Consider the following 25,701-nt stretch of genomic DNA (forward strand, 5'->3'; position numbering starts at 1 on the left):
TATGGCTTTGTCAAATACAGCCGTCCCAAAATATTACGGCTTATTTCGCGATGCCGTAATTAGAGGCGACATACCAGTTAATAAAGAGATCTCTATGGAGATGAATCGTATAGATGATCTTATAGCTAATCCTGGAATCTACTATGATGACCAAGCAGTAGAAGGATGGATAGCTTATTGTGAAAATGAAATGACTTTGACCGATGGATCGGACTTAAGATTACTCGATTCGTTTAAACTCTGGGGTGAGCAAATCTTTGGTTGGTATTACTTTGTAGAACGAAGTATTTACGAACCGAATCCAGATGGACATGGAGGAAGGTATGTTAAGAGGTCAATCAAGAAACGATTGATCAACAAACAATACTTAATAGTTGCTCGTGGTGCTGCAAAATCCATGTATGCATCATGCATTCAAAGTTATTACCTTAATGTAGATACTTCTACAACTCATCAGATAACTACAGCACCTACAATGAAATTGGCGGAGGAAGTTATGTCCCCAATAGCTACTGCCATAACCAGAGCAAGAGGTCCATTGTTTCAATTCCTCACCGATGGATCTATTCACAATACTACTGGAAGCATGGCTACTAGACAATTGCTGGGATCAACCAAGAAAGGTATTCAAAATTTCTTAACCGGATCTCTATTAGAAGTCAGACCTTTGAGTATTAACAAACTCCAAGGGTTGCGATGCAAAGTGGCAACTGTGGATGAATGGTTGTCTGGGGATCTGAGAGAAGATCCAATAGGGGCAATCGAGCAGGGAGCTTCTAAACTTGATGATTACTTGATTGTAGCTACAAGTTCTGAAGGTACCGTTCGTAACGGTAGTGGTGACACAATCAAAATGGAGTTAATGGACATTCTCAAAGGAGAATATATTAACCCTCATGTTTCTATTTGGTATTACAGACTCGATTCTATAGATGAAGTTGCGTATCCTGATATGTGGATTAAAGCTAATCCAAACTTAGGTAAGACTGTAACTTATGAAGTCTATCAGAACGATGTTGAAAGAGCTGAAAAGGCTCCGGCTGCTAGAAACGATATTTTAGCAAAACGTTTCGGTATTCCGTTAGAAGGTTATACTTACTTCTTTACTTATGAAGAAACCCTTCCAATGAAAAGAAAACGTGACTTTTGGCAAATGCCATGTTCAATGGGAGCAGACCTTTCACAAGGTGATGACTTCTGTGCATTTACATTCCTATTTCCATTATCAAATGGTTCTTTTGGTGTAAAAACCAGAAACTATATAACAACTAAAACTTTAATGGAGCTACCTACGGCAATGAGAGCTAAGTATGACACTTTTATCGCTGAAGGTAGCTTAATTGTTTTAGAAGGAGTCGTTCTCAACATGATGGAAGTCTATGACGATTTAGACAATTACATCATGAACTTTCAGTATGATGTCCGCTCATTTGGGTATGACCCGTATGGAGCACAGGCATTTGTAGAAAGATGGGAGAGAGAGAACAGTCCTTATGGAGTTGTTAAAGTTATACAGGGTGCTAGAACTGAGTCAGTTCCTTTAGGAGAGATTAAGAAACTTTCAGAAGAGCGTATGCTTCTTTTTGATGAAGATCTTATGTCATTTGCTATGGGAAACTGTATAACTTTGGAAGATACAAATGGGAATAGAAAGTTATTTAAGAAAAGACGTGAGCAAAAGATTGATGCTGTTGCTGCTTTATTGGATGCTTACGTTGCTTACAAAGAAAACATTGAATCGTTTGAGTAGGAGGATGAATTATGGATGAACAAGAGTTATACCATTATGGTGTCCTCGGAATGAAGTGGGGAGTTAGAAGAAATCCCTCAAAAGCTTATGGAAAAGCTGAAAAGAAGCGACAAAAGCTTCAATCAAAAGCAGCTTCTATGCATAGAAAAGCTGATACAAAAGCTTATATAGCTTCCGGTAAGATATCACGTTCTAAAACAAAGAAGCAACTTAAAAAGAATAGCAAAAAATTAAATCAAGCTTTACAGCTTAATTTCAAGTCAGAACGACTTCAAAGAAAAGCGATAAAGTGGGAAAAGCAAATGGATAAAGTCTTTAAAGATTACGAAATAAATCGTATCGAACAGAAGACTATTTTAAAAGGTAAGAAATTTACTTATGAACTTACAAGAAAGAAGAGTCAAAGATAAGGAGGGAAATTCAAAATGGAGTTATCAATTCCATCTAGGTTAAAACATGCCTGGAATGCTTTCCAAATGAATAGGAACCCTACTTATACAAATAACTATTATGGTTCAAGTTCTTCAACAAGACCTGACCGAATGCGATTCAGTAGAGGTAATGAAAGATCTATAGTTACTTCTATTTACAATCGTATCGCTTTGGATGTTTCTCAGTTATCTTTCGAACATGTTCAGTTGGATAAAGATGGGAGATACTCGGAAACAAAAACCACAGGACTTAATACTTGCTTGACATTAGAAGCAAACCTTGATCAAACATCACGTGCCTTCTTCCAAGATGCATCGCTTTCAATGTTTGATGAGGGATCTATAGCATTAGTTCCAATTGATACAAATTTGGATCCTAACATAACAGGCGGTTATGATATTGAGTCAATTAGAGTTGGTCAAATTTTAACCTGGTATCCAAAACATATTAAGGTTCGTCTTTATAACGAACAGACCGGTATTAAGGAAGATCGAATCATTCCTAAAAGTATTGCTGCAATCATTGAGAATCCGTTCTATACGGTGATGAATCAATCAAACTCAACTATGCAGCGATTAATTAGAAAACTAAGTTTGCTAGATGCAATCGACGAACAAAGCGCATCTGGAAAATTAGATTTGATTATTCAGCTTCCTTATACAGTTAAATCAAACTTACGTAAACAACAAGCGGAAGAAAGACGAAAGGCTGTTGAAGATCAATTATATGACAGTAAGTATGGTATTGCTTACATCGATTCAACTGAACGAGTTATTCAATTAAATCGTCCGGTTGAAAACAATTTGATGAGCCAAATTGAGTATCTGCAAAATCTCTTGTATAGCCAATTAGGGATTACTCAATCTATTCTAGATGGATCAGCAGATGATAAGACAATGCTCAATTATTATAATCGAATAGTTGAACCTATTGCTGCTGCTTTTGTTGATGAAATGAGAAGAAAGTTCCTAACTAAGACTGCCCGAACTCAAGGTCAGTCTATTATGTTCTTTAGAGATCCATTTAAGCTAGTTCCGGTTAGTGAATTAGCTGAAATTTCAGATAAATTAACTCGTAATGAAATTGCTTCTTCGAATGAAATGAGACAAACAATTGGATGGAAACCATCTAAAGATCCGAAAGCCGATGAGTTGAGAAATAAGAATTTGAATCAACCCGAATCAGAGCTTCAAAAGGATCAGACGAGCCAAGATCTGAAAGGGATCGAAGATAAAGATAAGGAGGAAATTCAAAATGGATAAAAACAACTATGATTGTTCCGGTTGGGCTACAGTTAATGATGTCCTTTGTGCTGATGGAAGAACTATCCGTAGAGATGCTTTCAAAGCCAACAATGGACAAGTTGTTCCTGTAGTTTGGAATCACAAACATGGTGAAGTTTCCAATGTTCTAGGCCATGCTTTGTTAGAAAATCGACCTGAAGGTGTTTATACATATGTATCTTTTAACGATACAGTTGGTGGTCGTACAGCTAAGCAATTAGTTGAACATGGAGATATTAGAGCGTTTTCCATCTTTGCGAATTCATTAAAGCAGAATGGAAATGATGTTATTCACGGTAATATTCGTGAAGTTAGTCTTGTTCTTGCGGGTGCAAACCCAAAAGCTTATATAGATAACGTAATAGCTCATGGACAAGAATCAGAAGAAGAAGCTTATATTCTTACGGCAATTGATACTGAAATTGTTTGTCATGCTGAAGAACCTAAAGAATCATCTGAAAGTAAAAAGACAGAAAGCGATACTAAGAAAGATGAAACCGAAGGATCTAAAGATGAAGATAACGCAGTACAAGATCCACAAGAATTATTTGATTCTTTAACTGATGATCAAAAGACTCTTGTTTATGCATTAGTAGGAGCCGCTTTAGAAAGTGAAGATCCTGATGCAGAAGACAACACTGACAACTCAGAAGGAGGAAAAGAAGAAATGAAACACAACTTATTTGAAGAAGGTGCTGAAGTAGTGCAAGACAATTTTATCGCTCATTCTGATCAAATGGCGATTCTTGCTAATGCTAAAAATAAATCAGTAGGTACTTTCAGAAATGCTTTAGAAGATTATGTTGCTTCTAAATCTATGAGCGTTGATGGAGAACAATTGGCTCATGGTATTGATTCTATTGATACATTGTTCCCAGACTTCAAAGACATTAAACCAGGAGCTCCAGATATTATTTCTAGAGACCAAACTTGGATTGCTGCTGTAATGCAGAAAGTTGGTAAAACACCATTCAGCCGTATCAGAACTCGTCAAGCTGATATTCGTGATAAACAGATTAGAGCTTACGGATATAAGAAATCAGCTAAAAAGAAAGATATGGCTAACATTAAACTGTTAAAGAGAACTACTGACCCACAAACAGTTTATGTTAAAGACAAATTAGACAGAGATGACATTGTTGATATCGTTGATTTCGATGTAGTTGAATACTTATATGGAATCATGAGAATGAATCTTAACGAAGAGTTAGCAATGGCTATCATGGTTGGCGATGGACGTGAAGAAGGAGACGAAGATAAAATCGACGAAACTCACATTAGACCAATCTGGAAAGATGATGAGTTATATACTATTCATACTGATGTTGATATTGCTGGTATGAAGAAATCATTACAAGGAACTAATACTTCTGCTAACTTCGGTGATAACTATGTTTATGCAGAAGCTATTATTCAATCAGCGTTATATGCTCGTGAACAATACAAAGGAAGCGGAAGCTTAGATTTCTATTGTGCTCCACATGTATTAAATATGATGTTATTAGCTCGTGACTTAAATGGTCGTAGAATTTATGATTCTGTTTCTGACTTAGCTACAGCTTTAAATGTTAATTCTATCCAAACTGCTGAACAATTTGATGGTTTAGTAAGAGAAGCTGCTGGATCTAAAAAGAAGAAATTATTAGGTTTATTTGTAAACTTGGCAGATTACAATGTTGGTGCTACTAAAGGTGGAGAAATCACTAGATTTAACCAATTCGACATTGACTTCAACCAAGAAAAATACTTGATTGAAACTCGTGTATCTGGAGCATTAACTAGACCTTATTCAGCTATCGCTTTGGAAGAAGATGTAACTGGAACTTTTTAGTAGACACCCTCGTTTCTCCTGTTGATGAGGGTGTTGATCTTTTAGGTAAGAATGCCGAAGATTTACAAACAGGTGTTAAAGTGCTTTCTAATAATCGTATAGTAGGTACATTAAAATATGTAACTGGTTATACAGGATTCAGTTCTGTTTCTGAAGAACAATCTGGAAATTATTTGGCAATTAAATTCGACACTAATGTTGAAGAACCAGATTCTATTACTGTTGAACTTGTTGGAGGAACTAAAGGTCCTGTCGAATTAGATGAAGACCGCATGTTTGTTGGTAGAATTAAAGATAAGACTATCAAGACTATTAAAGTCACAACAACAGTAGATGAACAAGAGTATGTTGAAAACTACGACATCTCAAGATTAGTTCTAACTCCAGCAAGTGAGTAAGGAGATAATTCAAAATGGCGAAATATTATGGAACTGTTGGGTTTGCTGAAACTCAATTAGATGACTATGGTGTATGGAAAGAAACTATAGTTGAGAAATCGTATTATGGAGAACTTGTTAATCCTATGTATGGTAAGCATGTCGCAACTCAAGAGTTGAATGACAATGTGATTATCTCGAATGTTATAAGCATCCTAGCAGATCCATACGCTAATGAGCATTTCTCCACAATACGTTATTTAGAATACATGGGTGTAAAGTGGAAAGTTACAAGTGTTGAAGTATCATTTCCTAGACTTATATTAACAACTGGAGAAGTCTATAATGCCGATATTTAATAGAGAAACTTTGCATAAGATTCTTAAAGAAATTATCGGAAATGATAATGTATATTTTCAACCACCTGAATCTGCCAAACTAAAATACCCATGTATCATATATTCTAGAGATGACATTCTTAATGAATATGGAAACAACACAGTATACAACCAATACTGTGCTTTTTTAATTACAGTCATTGATCATGACCCTGATAGTGAGATTGTTTACAAAGTTTCACAGTTGCCTATGTGTAATTTTGATAGACATTTCACTTCCGATGGTCTTAATCATGACACCTTTACACTTTATATTTAAAAGGAGGATTTTAAAATGCTATTAAAATGGGATCAAACTGGTGAACGTTTGTACGAAACTGGTATTGATAGAGGTGTTATCTATCCTCAATCAGAAGCCGGTGATTACCCAATGGGTGAAGCATGGAATGGGTTAACTTCTGTTACCGAAAGCCCTTCTGGTGCTGAGCCTACTGCTTTGTATGCTAACAATGGTAAGTATGTTAACTTGATTTCAGCAGAAGAATTTGCTGCAACAATTGGTGCTTATACTTTTCCTGATGCATTTGCCGCATGTAATGGTTTAATGGAATTAGCGCCAGGTGTATTTGCTGGGCAACAAACCCGTACACCATTCGGTATGACTTATAGAACATTGATTGGTAACGATATTCAAAAAGAAGCATATGGATATAAATTGCATTTCGTTTATGGTGCATTAGCAGCTCCATCTGAATCTGCTTATAACACTATCAATGATTCACCAGAAGCTTCTGAAATGTCTTGGGAAGTATCTACAACACCTGTAGATGTTCCTGGTGGAAAACCATCTGCTACAATTGTCGTTGATTCTACAAAAGCAACACCAACGCAATTAAAGGCATTAGAAGATATTATTTATGGTAAAGATTATGAATTAACTACAACTCAACCTGAAGATTGGGCAGAAAATTATGCTCAATACTTTGAAAAGTCTGGTTCTGAGTTTACTGCTGTATCAGGAAGTGGAGTTGCTCCATCTTGGGCGGAAAACAAATACTATACTGGTAAAGTTGATGCAAGATTACCTTTACCAACTGAAATTGCAACTATCATGGCTTCTGAAGACTAAGCTTGATTGTATAAAAATTATTTTGGAGAAAAGAAGACTTGTTATAAGCAATGAGTCTTCTTTTTTTTATTGTCAAAAAACTGAAAGGAGAACTTAATATGTTAAAAATTACTGAAACTTATGTTGATTTTAATGGTGTAGAAAGAAAAGAGGATTTTTATTTCAATCTTACTCAGGCAGAACTTATGGATATGGAACTTGGGTTGGATGGAAGTATGATTGGGAGCATGTCAAGTGTTCTAAAGAAAATCGTCGCTGCTAAAGATACAAGATCAATCATGAAAATCTTTAAACAGCTCGTTTCCAAAGCATACGGTGTGAAAACTGAAGATGGTAAACGTTTCGTTAAAAATGATGAAGTGAGAGCTGCTTTCGAACAACACCCTGCATACTCACAAATTTACATGAGATTAGCTACTAATGATAAAGAAGCATCAGATTTTGTTCTTGGAATTCTTCCAAAAGATATTTCTGATAAAGTGCAAAAAGAAGATTTGAAAGCTTTCATGGATAATGATCAAAAAGCTATTGAACAAAACTAAAGAAGGATGACTTATGCTTGAAGTTGTTATACCGGCTCAGGAAACATTTAATGATGCAACTCAAACTTTTGATTATACAAAAGAAGTAACGTTGCAATTAGAGCATTCTTTAATTTCAATTTCAAAATGGGAAGCTAAATGGCACACCCCATTCCTAGATGGTAAACCGAAAACTACTGAACAGCAGATAGATTATATACGATGTATGACACTAAATAGGCACATCAATTCAAAAGTCTATGGGTTCCTTACTCAAGAGAATCTACAAGCCATTTTTAACTATATAGAAAACCCAATGACTGCTACAACATTTAAAAAATTACCACATCAGAGAAAGACCGGAGAAATTCAAACATCCGAAACTATTTATTATGCAATGATCGCATGTCAAATACCATTTGAGTGTCAGCGCTGGCATTTGAATAGATTGCTCACTTTAATAGAGGTTTGCGGCCGTAAGAATGCACCTAAAAAGAAGATGAGTAGTAAAGAAATCATGTCGCAACAAGTAGCTTTAAATGCTGCTCGTAGAAAGAAATTAAACTCTAAAGGTTAGGAGGAATTTTATTATGGATTTAAGAAAGTGTCTTTTAACTAAAAATAACTGCTATAAAGCAGGTAAGAAAATCACAGTAAAAGGGGTTATGTGGCATTCGACAGGAGCCAATAATCCTAATTTAAAACGTTATGTACAACCAGATGATGGAAAATTAGGAAACAATCCCAACAACAATGACTGGAATAGAGCTTTACCAGATGGAAGAGAGGTTTGTGTTCATGCGTTTATTGGAAAAGATAAGAATGGTAAAGTATGTACTTATCAGACATTACCTTGGAATTATCGTGGATGGCATTGTGGAGGAAGTGGAAATGACAAATACATTGGATTTGAGATTTGTGAAGATGACTTAAAAGATAAAGATTATTTTAATGCTGTATACAAAGAGGCTGTCGAATTGACAGCTTTTTTATGTAAAGAAAATGGACTAAATCCTAAAGGAGAAAACGTCATTATCTGTCACCAAGATGGTCATAAATTAGGAATCGCTTCTAATCATAGTGATGTTTACCATTGGTTTAATAAGTTCGGTAAAGACATGGACGATGTAAGAAATGATGTAGCAAAAGCTATGGGTCAAACTTCATCTTCTAGCACAGCATCTAAACCTTCAACTTCTACTTCTTCATCAAGCTATTATAAAGCATTTAACAGCACTTCTATCGTTGATGGATTGAAATCTATTGGCGTTGATTCATCAATGACTAATCGTAAGAAGATTGCCGCTGCTAATGGAATCTCTAATTACTCAGGAGATTACGATGACAACGTTAAGCTTCTCGAATTAGCTAAGAAAGGTAAGTTGAAGAAACCTGGAAGTTCCACTTCTACAACTACTAAACCTACAACTTCATCTACTCAATATTATAAAAAGTTTAAATCAACTTCTATCGTTGATGGATTGAAATCTATTGGCGTTGATTCTTCCATGAATAATCGTAAGAAGATTGCTAAAGCCAATGGTATTTCTAACTATGATGGAGATTATTCAGATAATGTTTATCTATTAGAGCTAGCTTCACAAGGTAAATTGAAGAAAGCTTAATTTTTTTTGAGGAAATTCACATGATTACTTTTAAATCAAGAGGGAATTGGGATATCACAACTCGTTTCTTAGAAAGAGCTAAAAAAGGAATCAATATCAGATCTCTTGATAAATACGGTAGGCAAGGGGTTGCTGCTTTACGTTCGGCAACTCCTGTTGATACCGGATTGACTTCTCAATCTTGGTATTACCAAGTTACTCAAAAGAAAGGACTTGTTGAAATCGTCTTTCTTAATTCAAATGTTCAAAATGGAATTCCAATTGCTATTATTCTGCAATATGGTCATGGAACAAGAAATGGAGGATATGTTCAAGGACGTGATTATATCAATCCTGCAATCCAACCTATCTTTGACAAAATTGTAGAAGATGCTTGGAGGGAGGTGACTAGAGGATGAGTAAAACAATTGATGAAAGAGTCGTCTCCATGCAGTTTGACAATCGAAATTTTGAGAATAATGTCAAAACTACAATCGGAACTCTAGATCGTTTAAAAGAAAAATTAAAATTTCCAGGAGCTAATAAAGCTCTTGATAACATTTCTAAGTCTGCTAGTAAAGTTAATATGAATGGTCTTAACAGTGCTGTTGATACTGTACAAGCTCGATTTTCAGCATTAGATGTTATTGGCGTGACTGCTTTAGCAAACATCGCTAACCAAGCAGTTAATACTGGTAAACGCATGATCAGTGCATTAACACTCGACCCTATCATGTCTGGTTTTCAAGAGTATGAAACACAGATTAATGCTGTTCAGACTATTTTAGCAAACACCCAACATAAAGGTAGTACGCTTGAAGATGTCAATAAGGCATTGGATGAATTGAACAAGTATGCCGATCAAACAATTTACAACTTTACTGAAATGACAAGAAATATTGGTACATTTACCGCAGCCGGTGTTGATCTGGATATGGCAGTAAGTTCAATTAAAGGTATTGCAAACTTAGCGGCTGTATCGGGTTCAAACGCACAACAAGCATCGACAGCCATGTATCAGCTTTCTCAAGCGATTGCTGCTGGTAAAGTACAATTAATGGACTGGAACTCAGTAGTCAACGCTGGTATGGGTGGTGAGTTATTCCAGAATGCCTTAAAGAGAACGGCAGAACACTTTGGTTATAATGTTGACGGAATGATCAAAAAGTATGGTTCATTTAGAGAATCATTGACTAGAGGTGGATGGTTGACAACAGAAGTCTTAACCGAAACCTTAACGCAATTATCAGGCGCTTATACTGAAGCCGATTTGATTGCTCAAGGATATTCAGAGAAACAAGCAAAAGAAATTGCTGAGTTGGCTCAAACAGCCGTTGATTCAGCTACAAAGGTTAAAACATTTACACAGTTATTTGATACTTTGAAAGAAGCTGCTCAATCAGGATGGACTCAAACATGGGAATATATTATTGGTGACTTTGAACAGGCTAGAGAATTACTTACAGGTATTTCTGAAACTGTTGGAGGCTGGATTAATGCTATGTCTGATGCCCGTAATGCTATTATTGGAGGAGCTTTTGATTCTGCTTGGTCTCAATTGGAAGAGAAGATTAATGCGGCTGGAGTATCAACTGAAAAATTCCAGAAAGAACTTGCAAATGTTGCAAAATCTCATGGAAAATCATTAGATCAAATGATCGAGAAAGAAGGTTCTTTATCGGCTGTTATAGAAAAGGGTCTTATTTCTAAAGAATTAGTTGTGGAAACTCTTAAAAATATAGCTGGAATAAATAAAGAAACTTCCAAATCTACAGAAGATATGACTGCCAAACTTAAGAAATTCCAAAAGGTGGTCAATGACGTTTGGCGTGGGGATTATAAGAATGTAGATACTGGACGTATAGAGGCTCTTAAGAAAGCTGGATATGATTACGCTGAAGTACAAAAGTTAGTTAATAAAACTGTCGATGGACATAAATTAACACTTGAAGATTTATCAGATGCTCAATTAAAAGCTGTTGGTTATACTAATGAAGAAGTTGAAGCTATTCGAAAATTAGCTGAAGAAGCTGAGAAAGCTGGGACTCCTTTAAACAGTTTAATTGAACGATTAAATAAACCATCGGGTAGAGAGTTATTCTGGGATTCGTTAGCAAACATGGCTCAACCTATTATCACTATATTTAAGGCAATAGGTGCTGCTTGGAACGACGCATTTCCATCAGATGGTGGAGCTGGTCTTTATAGTTTTCTAGAAACATTCCATGCTTTTACAGAACATCTAGTTATTGGTGATAGAGAAGCTGAGAACTTAACAAGAACATTGAAAGGTTTATTTGCAATCCTTGATATGGTAAGTTGGGTTGCTGGTGGATCATTTAAAATTGCCTTTACTATAGCTTCTAAAGTAGCTAGTACATTATGGCAAGCTTTAGGTTTAGGTAATGCAACGATTCTTGAAATTACTGCAACGATTGGCGATGCTATTGTTGCTGTTCGAGATTGGATAGAGGAACATAGTTTATTAGGTAATGCTATTGAATTTGTTGTTCCTTTAATTGTAAATTTAGGTAAAGCTATTGCGGCACTTATTGATTATGCATTAGGTTTACCAGATGTACAAAAAGGATTTGAAGATTTTCTTAATATCTTCAAAACTATAGGTGATTATATCTATAGTAACTTTGGTGAATCTATAGATGCTGTCATCGAGTTCTTTGATACTTTAACAAGCATTAATGATTTCGAACCGAAAGATTTGCTTAAAGGAATAGAGAAACTTGGAGTAGCCATTCAAGAGAATTTTGCTAATGTTGATCTTTCTACAATTGGACAAAACGTCATTGATGGTCTTGTTAATGGTCTTCAAACAGGGGCCAATGCGGTATGGACTGCTATTACGACTGTTGCTGAAACATTGGTAAATGCTGCTAAGAATTATTTAGGAATTCATTCACCATCTACGGTCTTTATGGAGATCGGACAGTACATTATGGAAGGACTTAGCATGGGACTTCAAAATGGATTGTCCTTATTAAGTCAAGGAGCTAAAGGTATTGTTGATATTATCATGGATATTTTTAGTGGAATTAACTTCGGAGACGTATTTGTCTTAGGTTCTTTAGGAAGCGCTGTATTCTTCTTAAATAAGATTACAAATATTTTAGATAAGTTTGCTTCTCCATTTGAAGGATTTTCAAAAGTTTTAGACGGACTTGGAGATGTTCTAGGTAGTGTTTCTAAGAATATTGATCAAAGAACTAAGAATCTTAAATCAGAATATTTACTCAACTTAGCAAAGGCTATTGGTATACTGGCACTTTCATTGGTCGCATTAGCAACTGTTGATATTGGTAAGCTATGGAATGCTGTAGCTGTTGTTACAGTTCTTGGTGCTGGATTAATGGCTTTAATGAAGGTCAGTGAGAAAGTAAGCGGTCCTGCTGGTAAATTTGAATTTGCTAAGCTTGGAACTCTCATGTTAGCTATGTCAGCTTCAATGTTAATCATGTCATTTGCTTTAAAGAAATTAGCAGGTGTTGATTTTGCTTCAGGAATGGGGGCAGTATTAGAATTATCGCTTCTTATGGCGGCCATGGCTGGAGTCATGATTGCTTTTGGGGTATTTGTGAAAGCAGATGCCGCTGGAAGTATCGATAAAGCAGGAAAGATGTTCCTAAAATTATCTGTAAGTTTAGGAATCTTAGCATTAGTTATTAAATTAATTGGAACTATGTCAGTTGGAGATATTGTCAAAGGTATAGCGGTATTAGGTGCTTGTGGATTGTTATTTGCAGCTATGTCTGTATTATCGTTAGTATCTTTCAACGCGGATAAAGCTGGTAAGATGTTTACTAAAATGGCCGTTGCTATTGGTATATTAGCATTAGTCATGAAACTTATTGGAACTCTATCTGCTGGTGATATTTCTAAAGGATTAGCTGTCATTACAGCTTGTAGCATTCTATTTGAAAGACTTATAGCAGTGTCATTACTTGCTGGAGAAAATGCAGATAAAGCCGGAAAGATGTTACTTAAGATGTCCATAGCTATTGGTATATTAGCTTTGACTATTAAACTTATAGCTACAATAGATACGAATGATGTAATTAAAGGTGGAGCTGTCATCGCAGCTTCAGCAGTATTATTCAAATCTTTGGTAGAAGTATCAAAATCAGCTGGAGATAATGCTTCAAAGGCCGGATCAATGATTCTTAAAATGTCTGCTGCTATCGGCATCCTCGCTTTAACTATTAGACTTATTGCGGGACTATCAGGTGGGGATATTGTTAAAGGTATTGCTGTTATTGCTTCTTGTGAATTGTTATTTGCTGCTATCGTTAAAGTATCGCAATATGCTGGTAAGAATGCTTCCGCTGCTGGTAATATGCTTATGAAAATGTCAGTAGGTATTGGCGTTTTAGCAGTTGCAATCAAAGTCTTAGCAGGTGTTTCTGTAGGTGATATTGTTAAAGGAACTCTTGCTATATCTTCGTTGATGGGTGTTATGACACTCATGATTAGAATATCTAAATCAGCTGGAGCAAATGCTGATAAAGCAGGAACTATGCTAATGAAAATGACTGTTCCGTTAATCGCTATTGCTGGTATTATCACGCTATTAAGTTTCTTGGATACTAAGAAAGTTATAGTTGCTACAGGTGCTTTAAGTGCCGTTATGGGTATGTTTACACTCATGACAAAAGTTCTTGGATCACTAAATGGAGTTAAAGGAACAACAGGACCATTAATTCTCATGACTGTTGTTGTCGGTATGCTGGGTGGAATCTTAGCTGTATTGCAAGGATTACCTGTTGAATCAACACTAGCAAATGCTGCGGCACTATCAACTTTACTGTTGGCTCTATCCGTTTCAATGACGCTTATTAGTAAAATTGGAGCAGTATCACCAATGGCTATAGTTGCTATGGGTGCTCTAACATTGATTGTTGGATTAATTGGTGGCGTTTTATATTTACTTCAAGATATGAATGTAGATGCCGCTATTCCATTAGCTACATCATTATCAACTTTATTGTTAGCTATGACTGGAGCGTTAGCAGTATTGACAGTAATCGGTTTAATGGGTCCATCATCATTTATTGGCATTGGATCACTGTTAACTCTAATTACATCCTTAGGTGTTGTTATGGGTGCTATTGGAGCATTAACAACATATTTTCCTCAACTTGAAGAATTCTTAAATAAAGGCATTGGAATTCTCCAAGCTATCGGCGAAGGTTTAGGTTCATTCGTAGGTGGTATTGTTAATGGAGTTTTAACAGCTGCTACAGAAGGACTTCCTGATGTTGGTACTAAACTTTCAGGTTTTATGGAAAACTTAAAACCGTTTATTGAAGGTGCTAATACGATAGATCCTAAGATGGCTGAAGGAACAAAAGCTTTAGCTCAAGCTATTCTTTATATTACTGGAGCAAATTTATTAGACAAGATTACCGAATTCTTAACAGGTAGTGATTCATTAGCCGAATTTGGTGAAAAATTAGTTCCATTTGGTAGAGCTATGGTTGAATATTCTAATGTTGTAGCCGGAATTGATACAGAAGTTGTTGAAAAATCAGCTGCTGCGGGTCAGGCTTTAACAAAATTGGCCGAAAGTGTTCCTAATACTGGTGGACTCGTATCATTCTTTACAGGTGATAATACTCTAGATGTATGGGGGCCTCAATTAGTAGTATTTGGCGAATCACTTGCTAAGTATTCAGAAAAAGTGGCTGGAGTCAATGCCGAAGCAATTACTGCATCAGCGACTGCCGCCGATGGACTAGTACAATTAGCTCAAAAGCTTCCTAATACAGGAGGACTCATGGCTTTTATTATGGGCGATAACGATATGGGTGAATTTGGTACTAACTTAGTTCAATTTGGTACAGGATTAATGTTATATTCTATGATGGCTTCAACTATTAACCCTGATGCTATTAATAATTCCGTAAAAGCTGCTGACGCATTAGTTTCTCTTTCTAAAAAGATTGACGAAGCTAGTAGTGGTGGATTTTGGGATTGGCTATTCGGCGGAGGGGACGACATTTCAGACTTTGGACTTAAACTTATTCCATTTGGTGAAGGTCTGAAAAAATATTCTGAAAAAGTGGCTGGAATTAGTGTTGAAAATGTTAACAACTCTGTGACTGTTGCAAATGCTTTATCTAAAATGGTTAGAAATATGGATGGTATTAATACAGAAGCTGCCTTCAGTTTCAAAGCTGCTATTGATGCTCTAGCTAAGACAAATGTTCAAGGTTTCTTAGAAGCATTCGGACAAAGTTCAAAGAAATTTATAGATTCGGGTATTGGTGCAATCAATGGATTTATTAAAGGTCTAAAATCAGGTCAAAAAGATGTTAATTCTACAATGTCAACTATTGCTAAAGGTGCTGTTGATGCTCTGACTAAGAACAAGAGTAATTTCAATAGCGCTGGCGAGAAACTTATTAAAGAACTTAATAAGGGAATGGATTCTAGCAAGAGAGATTCAATGAAAGCTGCTGAGAAAATAGCCAAGGATGCTGCTGAAGGAGCCAAAGCTGCGTATGATAACTTTAAAACTGCTGGTAAGTATGTGGTTCAAGGTTTCGCTGCTGGTATTAGTGCAAATACATATTTAGCTTCTGCTATGGCTAGAGCTATGGCTAGAGCCGCTGATGAGGCTGCTAGAAAACAATTAGATGAACGTTCACCATCAAAAGTATTTTACAGTATAGGTGATTACGCAGGTCAAGGTTTCGTTAATGCGTTATCTGATTATGTAGATATTTCTTACCGCTCAGGTAGAGATATGGCTAGTAGTGCTTCTGATGGATTAAATGCTGCTATTGCAACTATCGGTAAAGCATTTGATATTGATACTGATATTCAACCAACTATCAGTCCAGTTTTAGATTTATCTAATGTAAGATCCGGAGTTAGATCTATCAATGGTTTATTTGGGTCTGAACAGACTATTAGTGCTGTTGGTCGTATCAGAGCACTGAGTGGATCTATTAACCTAAATCAAAATGGAGATAATAATGATATAGTGCATGCTATTAAAGATCTTAAGAAATCAATTAGAAATTCAGTAGGAGACACATATATAGTTGACGGTATTACTTATGATGACAGAAGTAATGTTGCAGATGCGGTTAAGACTATAATTAAAGTAGCTAATATAGAAAGGAGGAAATAAGAATGGCTTATGTAACAAATCTTTCGATAGAAAAACAAAGTGAAACTAGCAATACGTATTTCTCTAGTTGGGATTTCGACGAAGATTCAAAGAATGTTACTATACCGACTGGTGTAATTAAAAAAGGCGATTTAGTAATGATTAAAGGAACTGCTACACAATGGTATAACGGAACATTAATAGAGTCTTGGGTAAGAAGTCATAGATGGTATGTTACTAACATAGAAGGACGAAAAGTAACATTAGGCAAAAACTCAACTGGAACTAATACTCTAAACGTAGCAATCAGCATTGGAAATATAGTTAAAGCTGGTTACGGAGATAGTGTAGTTGCAAGTTCAACTTTGGATCATTATTCAATTAAATGGTCTTATAGTACAGGCGATGGTATATGGTTTGTTGGAACTGAAACAACCACACCTGCTAGTGTTAGACAGTCAACTTATACTCCTCCTGAAAATGCTTTAAGTATAAAGATTAGCGTAGTACCAGTTGCTAAAAAACATAAAGTAAACGGGAAAGACACTTATTATTGGACAGGAACGCAACGATATGCCACTCATTTATTACTAACAGATCCACCAAAAGTTCCTCCAGTACCAACAATAGAATTAAATGGATTAAAGCTTACTGTAAAAGTTGAAAATATAACTGACCCTAGAACTGATAAAATAGAGTTCACAGTTTATGACGGAATAAGAAGAATCAAAACCGCTAAAGGAAATGTTAATACAGCAAGATCCATATATTCGACTAATGTTGCTGCTGGTGGAGAATATAGGGTTCGAATAAGAGCTATCAATATATATGGAAAATTTGAATCTTATAGTGATTGGACTGATTATTCAGAAAGCTTAACTACAAGGCCTAGGATGCCAAAAGGTTTTACTATACTAAGAGCTGATTCTAAAACTTCTATATATTTGAAATGGGAAGTAGTAAATAATGCAACAACATATGATATAGAATATACAACAGAAAAGAGATTTTTCGGTAGTTCTGATGGGACTACCATTATTTCTAGTGTTGATAAAAATTACTATATTAAAACAGGACTAGAACCTGGTTATGAATATTTCTTTAGAATTCGAGCTGTAAATGATAAAGGAAGTTCTGGCTGGTCACCTATTAGTTCAGTTATTATAGGTGAAAACCCAAATCCTCCAACTACCTGGTCTTCTTCTACAACGTTGGTAGTTGGCGAAACTGTAATATTATATTGGATTCATAATTCTAAAGATGAATCACATATGAAAAATGCAGAAATAGAAATGTATGTAGATAGCGTTAAAGAAACACATACTAAAGAGGGAACTATTGGAGATGACGAAGAGGAAACGACATATTCTTATACTATCAGCAATACTTCAAAATTTACTGAAGGTACTAAAATAGAATGGCGTGTTAGAACATCAGGTATTACAAATGAATACAGTGAATGGTCAATCATGAGAAATATTGATGTTTACGCACCACCAACTTTGTCTATTCATGTTACAGATACAGCTGGTAATGCTGAATACGAACTTGCATCTTACCCTATATATGTTGACTGTGAATCATTTCCTAAGAACCAGAATCCTATTGGTTATTATTTATCAGTTATATCTAACGAAGCTTATAGTTTTACAGATGCATTTGGAAAATCTAAATATATTAATGAAGGTGACGAAATATATTCAAAATACTTCGATATTACAACAGAAACTATGAGTGCTACTTTAACACCAAGTGATATAGATTTAGTAGCAGAGATTAGTTATAAAGTAGTTTGTAAAGTTTCTATGGACTCCGGATTAACAGCCGAGGCATCTTCGGATTTTAAAGTCCAAATATACGGAATGTCTTATGAACCAGATGCTGAAATATCGTTTGATAGAGAAACATTAACAACATATATAAAACCATACTGTCTAGATATTAATGGTTCTTTAATTGAAAATATGTCCTTATCAGTCTATAGAAGAGAATTTGATGGAACATATTTAGAAATTGCTAGCGATTTAAATAATACTGATGGAAGCATAGTGATTGATCCCCACCCATCCTTAGATTATGCAAGATATAGGATAATTGGAATTGACAACACTACAGGTGTAATTACTCCTTATGATTGTCCTGCATATCCTGTAAATGAGTCATCTGTAATTATACAGTGGGATGAAGAATGGAGTACCTTCGATACAACAAATGAAGATGTTATAGAAAATCCACCATTTACGACTTCTTTACTAAAGCTACCTTATAACATTGATATTTCAGATAATAGAGCGGTTGATGTGTCTTTAGTTAAATATATCGGTCGTAAACATCCGGTATCATATTATGGTACACAGTTAGGCGAAACATCAACTTGGAATATGGAAATTCCTAAAACTGATGTAGACACTTTATATAACATTAGACGACTTTCTATTTGGACCGGTGATGTATATGTAAGGGAACCGTCAGGAAGTGGATATTGGGCTAATATATCAGTTTCCTTTAGCCAAAAACATAAAGACTTAACGATCCCTATAACTTTAGATGTTACAAGGGTTGAAGGAGGAATTTAAAATGATTGATTGGACTTCTTCAATGAACCAAACATTTGAATATTACATTGTTGATCCATCTACTTGGAAGGATAAAAACCGTGTCAAAAATGTTAGATCATGTTCTATTAGTAGAGAAACAGATAGTGATACATTAGGTTCTGCAACTTTCGATGTAGTTGAATCATTAGGTGAATGTTATATTCGAACATATTTGATAGCAACTCAAGATAAAGAAACGGCTAAGATTCCACTTGGTACTCATATAGTGCAAACGCCTTCTAAATCTTTTGATGGTAAGCTATCAACAACAAGTCTAGATGCATTTACCCCTTTGATTGAATTAAAAGAAAATCGTCCAAGTCTTGGATATTTCATAGCTAAAAATTCAAATATTATGGATATGGGATATAGATTATGTGTAGAGAATATGAGGGCCCCAGTAGTTAAAACGCCCTCTTCTCTAACTTTAAATAGCGATTTCGTATCTAACACTGATGACACTTGGATAACTTTTATATCGGATCTTATAGCAAATGCAAAATATAGCTTAGCATTAGATGAAATGGGGCGAGTTTTATTTTCTCCTATACAAGAACTAGACTCTTTACAACCAGTATGGACTTATAACGATGATAACAGTTCTATATTACTTCCTGAGATATCTATGAATCATGACTTATATGGAATGCCTAATGTCGTTGAGGTTATATATTCCGATGGCTATGGAAGTCGTTATGCTAAAGCGGTTAACGATGATCCGAATAGTCCTTTGTCCACTATAAATCGTGGAAGGGTGATTACACAAAGAATAACTAATCCAAGTTTTACGGGAATACCGACAGACAAGCAACTAGAAGAATATGCTGAGCAATCGTTAAAAGAGTTTTCTTCGGTAGAATACACTATTTCATATTCTCATGGATATTGTCCAGTACGAGTAGGGGATTGTGTTCGATTAAATTATAAAAGAGCTGGTTTTACTAATATTAAAGCTAAAGTTATAAGTCAAAATATCAAATGTGAGTCCGGTGTTACAGTAAGCGAAAGAGCTATATTTACAAGAAGATTATGGGGGTGATAAGAAATGGATTTATCTACTGATTTAGCGGTCGATTTAGTTAAAGCTATAACTCCAGTTGTGGATTCTCAAACTAAATCTGAAACTATTTTGTATGGTACTGTCAAAAGTATAGATAAAGGAGTATTTGTACAAATAGATGGTTCAGATCTTATAACCCCTGTAGTTACAACTTCAGTCGTTAAAACAAACGAACGAGTTACTTTAACAATTAAAAATCACACAGCTATAGTTACTGGCAACTTAACTACTCCTTCAGCTCCAAACGACAAAGTAGAAGAAATAGAAGGTAAAGTCGGAGAATATGATGAAATATTAGCCGATACAATAACTTCTAAAGAATTAGACGTAGAAAGAGCACGAATAAATGAGTTGATAGCTAAAAATGTCATCATCGAAGGTGGTTTAACAGCTAATAAAGCAGACATTGCTGAACTTAAAGCTGGTAATGTAACTATTACTGGTAATTTAACAGCTGCGAAAGCTGAAATAGAAAAACTTAAAGCTGGTAATGTAACTATTACTGGTGATTTAACAGCTTTAAAAGCTAGGATAGGAACTATCGAATCAGACTATGTAAAAACGGAAGATTTAGATGCTAATTATGCGAATATAGACTTTGCTAATATCGGTAAAGCTGCTTTTGAAAATTTCTTTGCTAAGTCCGGTATGATTAAGGATGTTATTATTGGGGATGGAACCGTAACAGGTGAATTAGTTGGTGTTACTATTAGTGGTGATTTAATCAGGGCCAATACATTAGTTGCTGATAAGTTGGTTATTAAAGGTGAAAACGGTTTATATTACAAACTTAACACTGATGGTATTACCATAGAAGCAGAACAGAATGAACAAAACAGTTTGAATGGTAGTGTTATTTTAGCAAAATCAATTACAGCTACAAAGATTAATGTAAGCGATTTAGTTGCATTTGACGCTACAATTGGTGGATTCAAAATAACATCAGATTCTATATATTCAGGTGTTAAAGAAACAGTAACTAACAACACTAGAGGTCTATATTTAGACAATACTGGTCAGATATCTATAGGTGATGCATCTAATTATTTAAAGTATTACAGAGATACAGATGGTTTATATAGGCTTGATATATCTGCTAAAAGTATAACATTTGGTTCTAATAATACTAATGTAGAAATTGCTTTTGGAAACACTGTTAGCGATACTATTGAAGAATTCTATCAATCAACTTCATCAACTTCTTTAGCTGGAGGTTCCTGGTCAACTACACAACCTGTTTGGACTAATGGAAAGTATATTTGGAGAAGAACTAAAGTAACTTATGGTGATAGTAGTGTAGAATATACACCATCCGCAACTGGTGTTTGTATAACTGGTAATACAGGCGCTAAAGGTGACACAGGTGCTACAGGTCCTACTGGACCACAAGGCGCTAAAGGTGACACAGGTGCTACAGGTCCTACTGGACCGAAAGGCGATACTGGACCTACAGGAGCAACCGGAACAGGTATAGCATCCACTACTACTGAATTCTATTTATCCACTTCTAAAACCACTCAAACTGGAGGTTCATGGGTTACTACAATGCCTACATGGTCTAAAGGTAAATATCTATGGACACGTACTAAGATTGTATATAAAAATCCGGCCTCTACTGAATATACAACACCTAAATGTGATAGTTCATGGGAGGCTGCTAATGACGCTGCTAAAACAGCTACAAATTTCTTAGGATTTGATTCTACTAATGGTTTACTTGTAGGTAATAAAACAAGTGGAGCCTGGTCTGGATTTAGAACACAAATTGTTTCTAATGCGTTTAATATTCTAGATCAGACCGGAAATTCTGTAGCTACTTATGGTGTAAATAAAATAGAACTCGGTAAAAATAGTACGAATTCTGTCATTGAAGTATGCGGTGGTAAAGGAAAAATCCAATATATCACTGATTCTGATAATAAACTAACATGGGTTGAATTAAATAGTTCTTATTCACGTCTTTATAGTGATACTTTTAGTGCAATGCATACTATATATACTGATAATATATCTTATGCAGTTAGTAATGCTATAAATGTTGGCCGTGAAGAAATTGCGCTTTTTATACGGATTAGTAATGATTATAACCCATCGACTGGTAATGGATATTTTGAAAGTTCTGAAATTACAATTGGACTAACAAAGATGACTATTAAAAGTGCTGGAGCTATGTATATCTTAAGTGATGAAAATATGACTATCTCAAGTAAAGCTTTAACCATTAGTTCTGATGACAATATCACTATTAACGGCACTATAGGGAATGCTACTATTACTACTCTTAATTCTACAACTATTAATACAAACAACGTCACTGCTACAGGAACTATTAAAGCAACAACTGTTAATAGTACTAATTTATCTATAACTGGGACATCTAATTTAAAAGATATAAATGGTACTAATTTAGATATTACAGGAACTATTCATTCTGACGGTTGGATTTATACACATGGTTCTAACGGATGGCGTAGTAATGACTATGGTGGTGGATGGTACTGTAGTGATAATACTTATGTTCGTAGTCTAAATAACAGATCTATATATACAACTGGTGGCATTACTGCACGTGGTGTATCTTCAGTAAACGAATATAGGTTCGCTTCTGGTTGGATTGGTTTCTATAACGGGGGTGCCGATGCACAAAATAATGCTAATCGTAGAGGTATTATAGGTGACTTCAATTCTGATGATATGTATATACAGTGGGAAGCATCGCCTAAGATCATATTTAAAGCACGAGGTAATACTTTGAATTATTTATACGAAACTACTGGTGCTAAAAGAACAATATGGCAACCTGGAGTAGATAGTGGTGCTTATATCGGACGTTCTGGAAACAAATGGAATACTGGGTTTTTCACCAATACCATATCCGCCTCTGATTTAAAACAAAAATCTATTGTTAAACGCGACATGAAAGCTAAACAGTTTATTATGTCATTAAATCCTATTTCATATCGTCGTACTGGAAATGGTGACACCGGTATTCGTGTTCATATGGGCTTTGGAGCGCAACATGTAGCGGAAACAATAAAAAAAATAGGATATGATGATCTTACTATAGTTCAAGCATCAATAATAGAAGGAGATAACGAATTTCCTTATCATGGTGAAGATATTGATGATAAAAAACTATCTTGGGGATTAAATTATATTGAATTTATACCACCAATGGTGTCTGTATTACAATCCCATGAAACCGATCTAATGATGATTAAAAAAGAATTAAATGAATTAAAATCAAAGTTAAATTCTTTATTTTATGAAAAATGAGGAATATATGTATGAAATATAATTTAAGAACAGTATATAGAGGGAAAATGCAAGAAATAACAAAAATACAGGAGGTAAATCACTATGAATATTGTAACTAATGAAGAAAAGAAATCTATTGTAATGAGAAATTGCATCAAAGTTGATGATGTGCCTATTAAATATCAAGAAATTACTATCAATAGCGAAGATCCAAATACTACAAACTTCTCTTCCTTTTTCGCAAGTGATGAAGCTAAAACGATTTATAAAACTAATCGTACAGCTATTAGAGAAGCAGAAGCGGCTTTTGAAGATAAAGCTTATTTAGTTCAGGAAAGCCTAGCTACAATAGGGGAGGTTAAATAATGAAACTTAAAAACGGAACTATTCTACATTCTGTAGATGCTTTGAATAAATTAGCCTCTTCAGATTTGCCTATCAAAGTAGTATATAACTTGAAGAAAAATATAGAAATCTTGAATGATAAACTTAAATTTATCAACGAACGTAGAAATGAACTCATTCGTAAATATGGTCATGATGATAGAATCACACAAGATGATCAAGAAGCTATGCAGAGTTTTATAAACGATTTCAATGAAATTCTAGAAATTGAAGAAGAAGTAGATATTAAAACCTTTACTTTAGAAGAATTGGATGGTTCTAAAATCTCAGCTACGGACTTAAGTACAATTATCTTCATGATAAAGGAGGCTGAATAGTTATGAATTTTGAAGAGTTAACTCAACATTTTGTATTAATTGTTGTACTTGGTTGTTTAGTAATTGGTTATATTATTAAACATGCATCTTTTTTGAAACGAATTCCTAATAATGACATTCCAGTTATCTTGGCTATTGTAGGGGCATTGACGAATGGGTTTGTTGGAGGCTTCACAATGGAAAACGTAATTTATGGCGCATTTATGGGACTTACTTCAACTGGTTTACATCAAGCCTTTACACGTTTTGTTGAAGGTACGAAAGAAACTAGCGAGTAATTTGGTTTTTTAAGAGGTGAAATAAAATGAGTGATTTTACAGATCTTCTTAAGTTTTTACACGGAGCTGGGGCATCAGTGATACCCTGGATATTAGTCGTTCTTCTTATATGGTTTCTATGTTATATAAGACCTCACATTGCTTCATATTTAAAAGCTCAAAGTGATGCCAAACTTATACAAGCACAAAAAGATGGAGAACGAAATGAAATTATTAGAAATTGTTCCGCAACTATCGAAGCATGTACAGCCGTTCTTGAGATGACGAAAGCTGATCGAGAAATTGTACTGGAACATATTGATAGTCATGAAGTCATGAGTGCTGAAAGAATGGAACATATTCAAACAGTAGTTAATCAATGTCGAGATGAAGTCCTAAAAGCGAGAGGAGATATAGCGGCTATTAATGCTCGTATTGATAAATAACTCATTTTATATTTAAGAGGATGTAAAACACATCCTCTTTTATTTTTTCGTTTAATCTAGATTAGAATTATTTAATCAAATAAATTTCAAGGATTAATACTATTTAAAAATAGTTGATAAATACGAAATAATTTAAAAGTAACAAATAAGTAACAGCAAATAAAAAACGTTGATATTACGCCATATTTCGGCCCAAAAATTTTCTCAAATAGAAAATTTTTATCCGTAAGTGTTTACAATTCAGGTAAAAATTGTTACAATATATATTGTAATAATAAGAAAGGGAGTAAGAAATATGAAAACTATTTTATTAGTATGTTCTGCAGGAATGTCTACAAGTTTATTAGTTACTAAAATGGAAGCTGCTGCTAAAGATGCTGGTGTTGAATGCAAAATCTTTGCATTACCATTCTCTGATGCACCTAGAGTATTAGAAGAAGTTGATTGCATCTTACTTGGCCCACAAGTTAGATTCCAAAAAGCTGCTATTGAAAAATTAGCTGCTGGTAGAAAAGCTGGACCTATCCCTGTAGATGTCATTGATATGAGAGATTATGGAACAATGAACGGTAAAGCCGTATTCGAAAAAGCTTTATCTTTATTAAAATAATTTCTTAAAGGAGCTATGCTCCTTTTTTTCTTTTCTTTTTACATATTGTTTGTTATAATGTTTAAAAATCAGGAGGAAGAAAAATGGAAAAAGCAATTATAACAGTTGTAGGTAGAGATCAGGTTGGCATTATTGCTCATGTATGTCAATTTTTATCTAAAGCAAATATTAATATTTTAGATATTTCTCAAACAATATTAGATGGGTACTTTAATATGATGATGATTGTTGATATGTCTTTAGCAAAAGAATCATTTTCAGACGTTTGTGATCAATTAGAAGATTTAGGAAATCATATAGGCGTTTATATTAAATTACAGCATGAAGACATTTTTAATAAAATGCATAGAATCTAAG

22 protein-coding genes are annotated in these 25,701 nt (G+C 34.8%); all 22 read left to right on the top strand.

Features of this window, described 5'->3' with window-relative positions; translation table 11 throughout:
• The first annotated feature begins 1 nt into the window (after window position 1).
• The 22 genes from B5E79_RS00315 (at window position 2) to B5E79_RS00425 (ending at window position 25,700) form a co-directional block, all read left to right on the top strand.
• A complete protein-coding gene (locus tag B5E79_RS00315) occupies window positions 2-1,750 on the top strand; it encodes a terminase TerL endonuclease subunit (protein ID WP_087296557.1) in 1,749 nt (582 codons plus the stop codon).
• 11 nt (window positions 1,751-1,761) lie between these two features.
• Complete coding sequence (locus B5E79_RS00320) at window positions 1,762-2,160, top strand: DUF7211 domain-containing protein (protein ID WP_087296558.1); 399 nt, start codon at window positions 1,762-1,764, stop codon at window positions 2,158-2,160.
• Window positions 2,161-2,175: 15 nt separating this feature from the next.
• Complete coding sequence (locus tag B5E79_RS00325; protein ID WP_087296559.1) at window positions 2,176-3,444, top strand: phage portal family protein; 1,269 nt, start codon at window positions 2,176-2,178, stop codon at window positions 3,442-3,444.
• Window positions 3,445-3,604: 160 nt separating this feature from the next.
• Complete coding sequence (locus B5E79_RS00330) at window positions 3,605-5,296, top strand: hypothetical protein (protein WP_206393060.1); 1,692 nt, start codon at window positions 3,605-3,607, stop codon at window positions 5,294-5,296.
• Between the two features lie 80 nt (window positions 5,297-5,376).
• Window positions 5,377-5,694 (top strand): hypothetical protein, encoded by a 318-nt coding sequence (locus B5E79_RS00335; protein ID WP_087296561.1) that lies wholly within the window; start codon window positions 5,377-5,379, stop codon window positions 5,692-5,694.
• Window positions 5,695-5,708: 14 nt separating this feature from the next.
• On the top strand, window positions 5,709-6,032 hold the full coding sequence (locus tag B5E79_RS00340) for a DUF7253 family protein (RefSeq protein WP_087296562.1): 324 nt from the start codon (window positions 5,709-5,711) through the stop codon (window positions 6,030-6,032).
• Window positions 6,019-6,330, top strand: coding sequence for a hypothetical protein (locus B5E79_RS00345; RefSeq protein ID WP_087296563.1), 312 nt, complete (start codon window positions 6,019-6,021; stop codon window positions 6,328-6,330). Before B5E79_RS00340 ends, B5E79_RS00345 begins: the two co-directional genes overlap by 14 nt.
• 15 nt (window positions 6,331-6,345) lie before the next feature.
• Window positions 6,346-7,140, top strand: a complete 795-nt coding sequence (locus tag B5E79_RS00350; RefSeq protein WP_206393062.1) for a hypothetical protein — start codon at window positions 6,346-6,348, stop codon at window positions 7,138-7,140.
• A 98-nt stretch (window positions 7,141-7,238) separates the two neighbouring features.
• On the top strand, window positions 7,239-7,682 hold the full coding sequence (locus B5E79_RS00355; protein WP_206393065.1) for a hypothetical protein: 444 nt from the start codon (window positions 7,239-7,241) through the stop codon (window positions 7,680-7,682).
• Window positions 7,683-7,695: 13 nt separating this feature from the next.
• Window positions 7,696-8,238: a hypothetical protein gene (locus B5E79_RS00360; protein ID WP_087296564.1), complete on the top strand. Its 543-nt coding sequence runs from the start codon at window positions 7,696-7,698 to the stop codon at window positions 8,236-8,238.
• A gap of 13 nt (window positions 8,239-8,251) precedes the next feature.
• Window positions 8,252-9,286, top strand: a complete 1,035-nt coding sequence (locus B5E79_RS13755) for an N-acetylmuramoyl-L-alanine amidase (protein ID WP_241147419.1) — start codon at window positions 8,252-8,254, stop codon at window positions 9,284-9,286.
• A 20-nt stretch (window positions 9,287-9,306) separates the two neighbouring features.
• Window positions 9,307-9,684, top strand: coding sequence for an HK97 gp10 family phage protein (locus tag B5E79_RS00375; RefSeq protein ID WP_087296565.1), 378 nt, complete (start codon window positions 9,307-9,309; stop codon window positions 9,682-9,684).
• A gap of 314 nt (window positions 9,685-9,998) precedes the next feature.
• The gene (locus B5E79_RS00380) at window positions 9,999-16,415 is read left to right on the top strand and encodes a tape measure protein (RefSeq protein ID WP_241147425.1); all 6,417 of its coding nucleotides are present in this window, start codon (window positions 9,999-10,001) and stop codon (window positions 16,413-16,415) included.
• Between the two features lie 2 nt (window positions 16,416-16,417).
• A complete protein-coding gene (locus B5E79_RS00385; RefSeq protein WP_087296567.1) occupies window positions 16,418-18,970 on the top strand; it encodes a fibronectin type III domain-containing protein in 2,553 nt (850 codons plus the stop codon).
• 1 nt (window position 18,971) lies between these two features.
• Window positions 18,972-20,030, top strand: a complete 1,059-nt coding sequence (locus B5E79_RS00390; RefSeq protein ID WP_087296568.1) for a hypothetical protein — start codon at window positions 18,972-18,974, stop codon at window positions 20,028-20,030.
• A gap of 6 nt (window positions 20,031-20,036) precedes the next feature.
• The gene (gene pilV, locus B5E79_RS13880) at window positions 20,037-23,327 is read left to right on the top strand and encodes a shufflon system plasmid conjugative transfer pilus tip adhesin PilV (RefSeq protein ID WP_087296569.1); all 3,291 of its coding nucleotides are present in this window, start codon (window positions 20,037-20,039) and stop codon (window positions 23,325-23,327) included.
• An 84-nt stretch (window positions 23,328-23,411) separates the two neighbouring features.
• Window positions 23,412-23,675, top strand: coding sequence for a hypothetical protein (locus tag B5E79_RS00400; RefSeq protein ID WP_087296570.1), 264 nt, complete (start codon window positions 23,412-23,414; stop codon window positions 23,673-23,675).
• Window positions 23,675-24,031 (top strand): hypothetical protein, encoded by a 357-nt coding sequence (locus tag B5E79_RS00405; protein ID WP_087296571.1) that lies wholly within the window; start codon window positions 23,675-23,677, stop codon window positions 24,029-24,031. The genes B5E79_RS00400 and B5E79_RS00405 overlap by 1 nt, the downstream gene beginning before the upstream one ends.
• Before the next feature lie 2 nt (window positions 24,032-24,033).
• Entirely contained in the window at window positions 24,034-24,309 is a 276-nt protein-coding gene (locus B5E79_RS00410; RefSeq protein ID WP_087296572.1) for a phage holin family protein, read from the top strand.
• A 26-nt stretch (window positions 24,310-24,335) separates the two neighbouring features.
• Window positions 24,336-24,734 (top strand): hypothetical protein, encoded by a 399-nt coding sequence (locus tag B5E79_RS00415; RefSeq protein ID WP_087296573.1) that lies wholly within the window; start codon window positions 24,336-24,338, stop codon window positions 24,732-24,734.
• Window positions 24,735-25,029: 295 nt separating this feature from the next.
• Complete coding sequence (locus B5E79_RS00420) at window positions 25,030-25,344, top strand: PTS sugar transporter subunit IIB (RefSeq protein ID WP_087244016.1); 315 nt, start codon at window positions 25,030-25,032, stop codon at window positions 25,342-25,344.
• An 83-nt stretch (window positions 25,345-25,427) separates the two neighbouring features.
• Window positions 25,428-25,700: an ACT domain-containing protein gene (locus tag B5E79_RS00425; RefSeq protein ID WP_087244017.1), complete on the top strand. Its 273-nt coding sequence runs from the start codon at window positions 25,428-25,430 to the stop codon at window positions 25,698-25,700.
• Window position 25,701: the final 1 nt, after the last annotated feature.

It is taken from the genome of Massilimicrobiota sp. An134 (assembly GCF_002160815.1).
GTDB classification, from domain to species: domain Bacteria; phylum Bacillota_I; class Bacilli_A; order Erysipelotrichales; family Coprobacillaceae; genus Allocoprobacillus; species Allocoprobacillus merdigallinarum.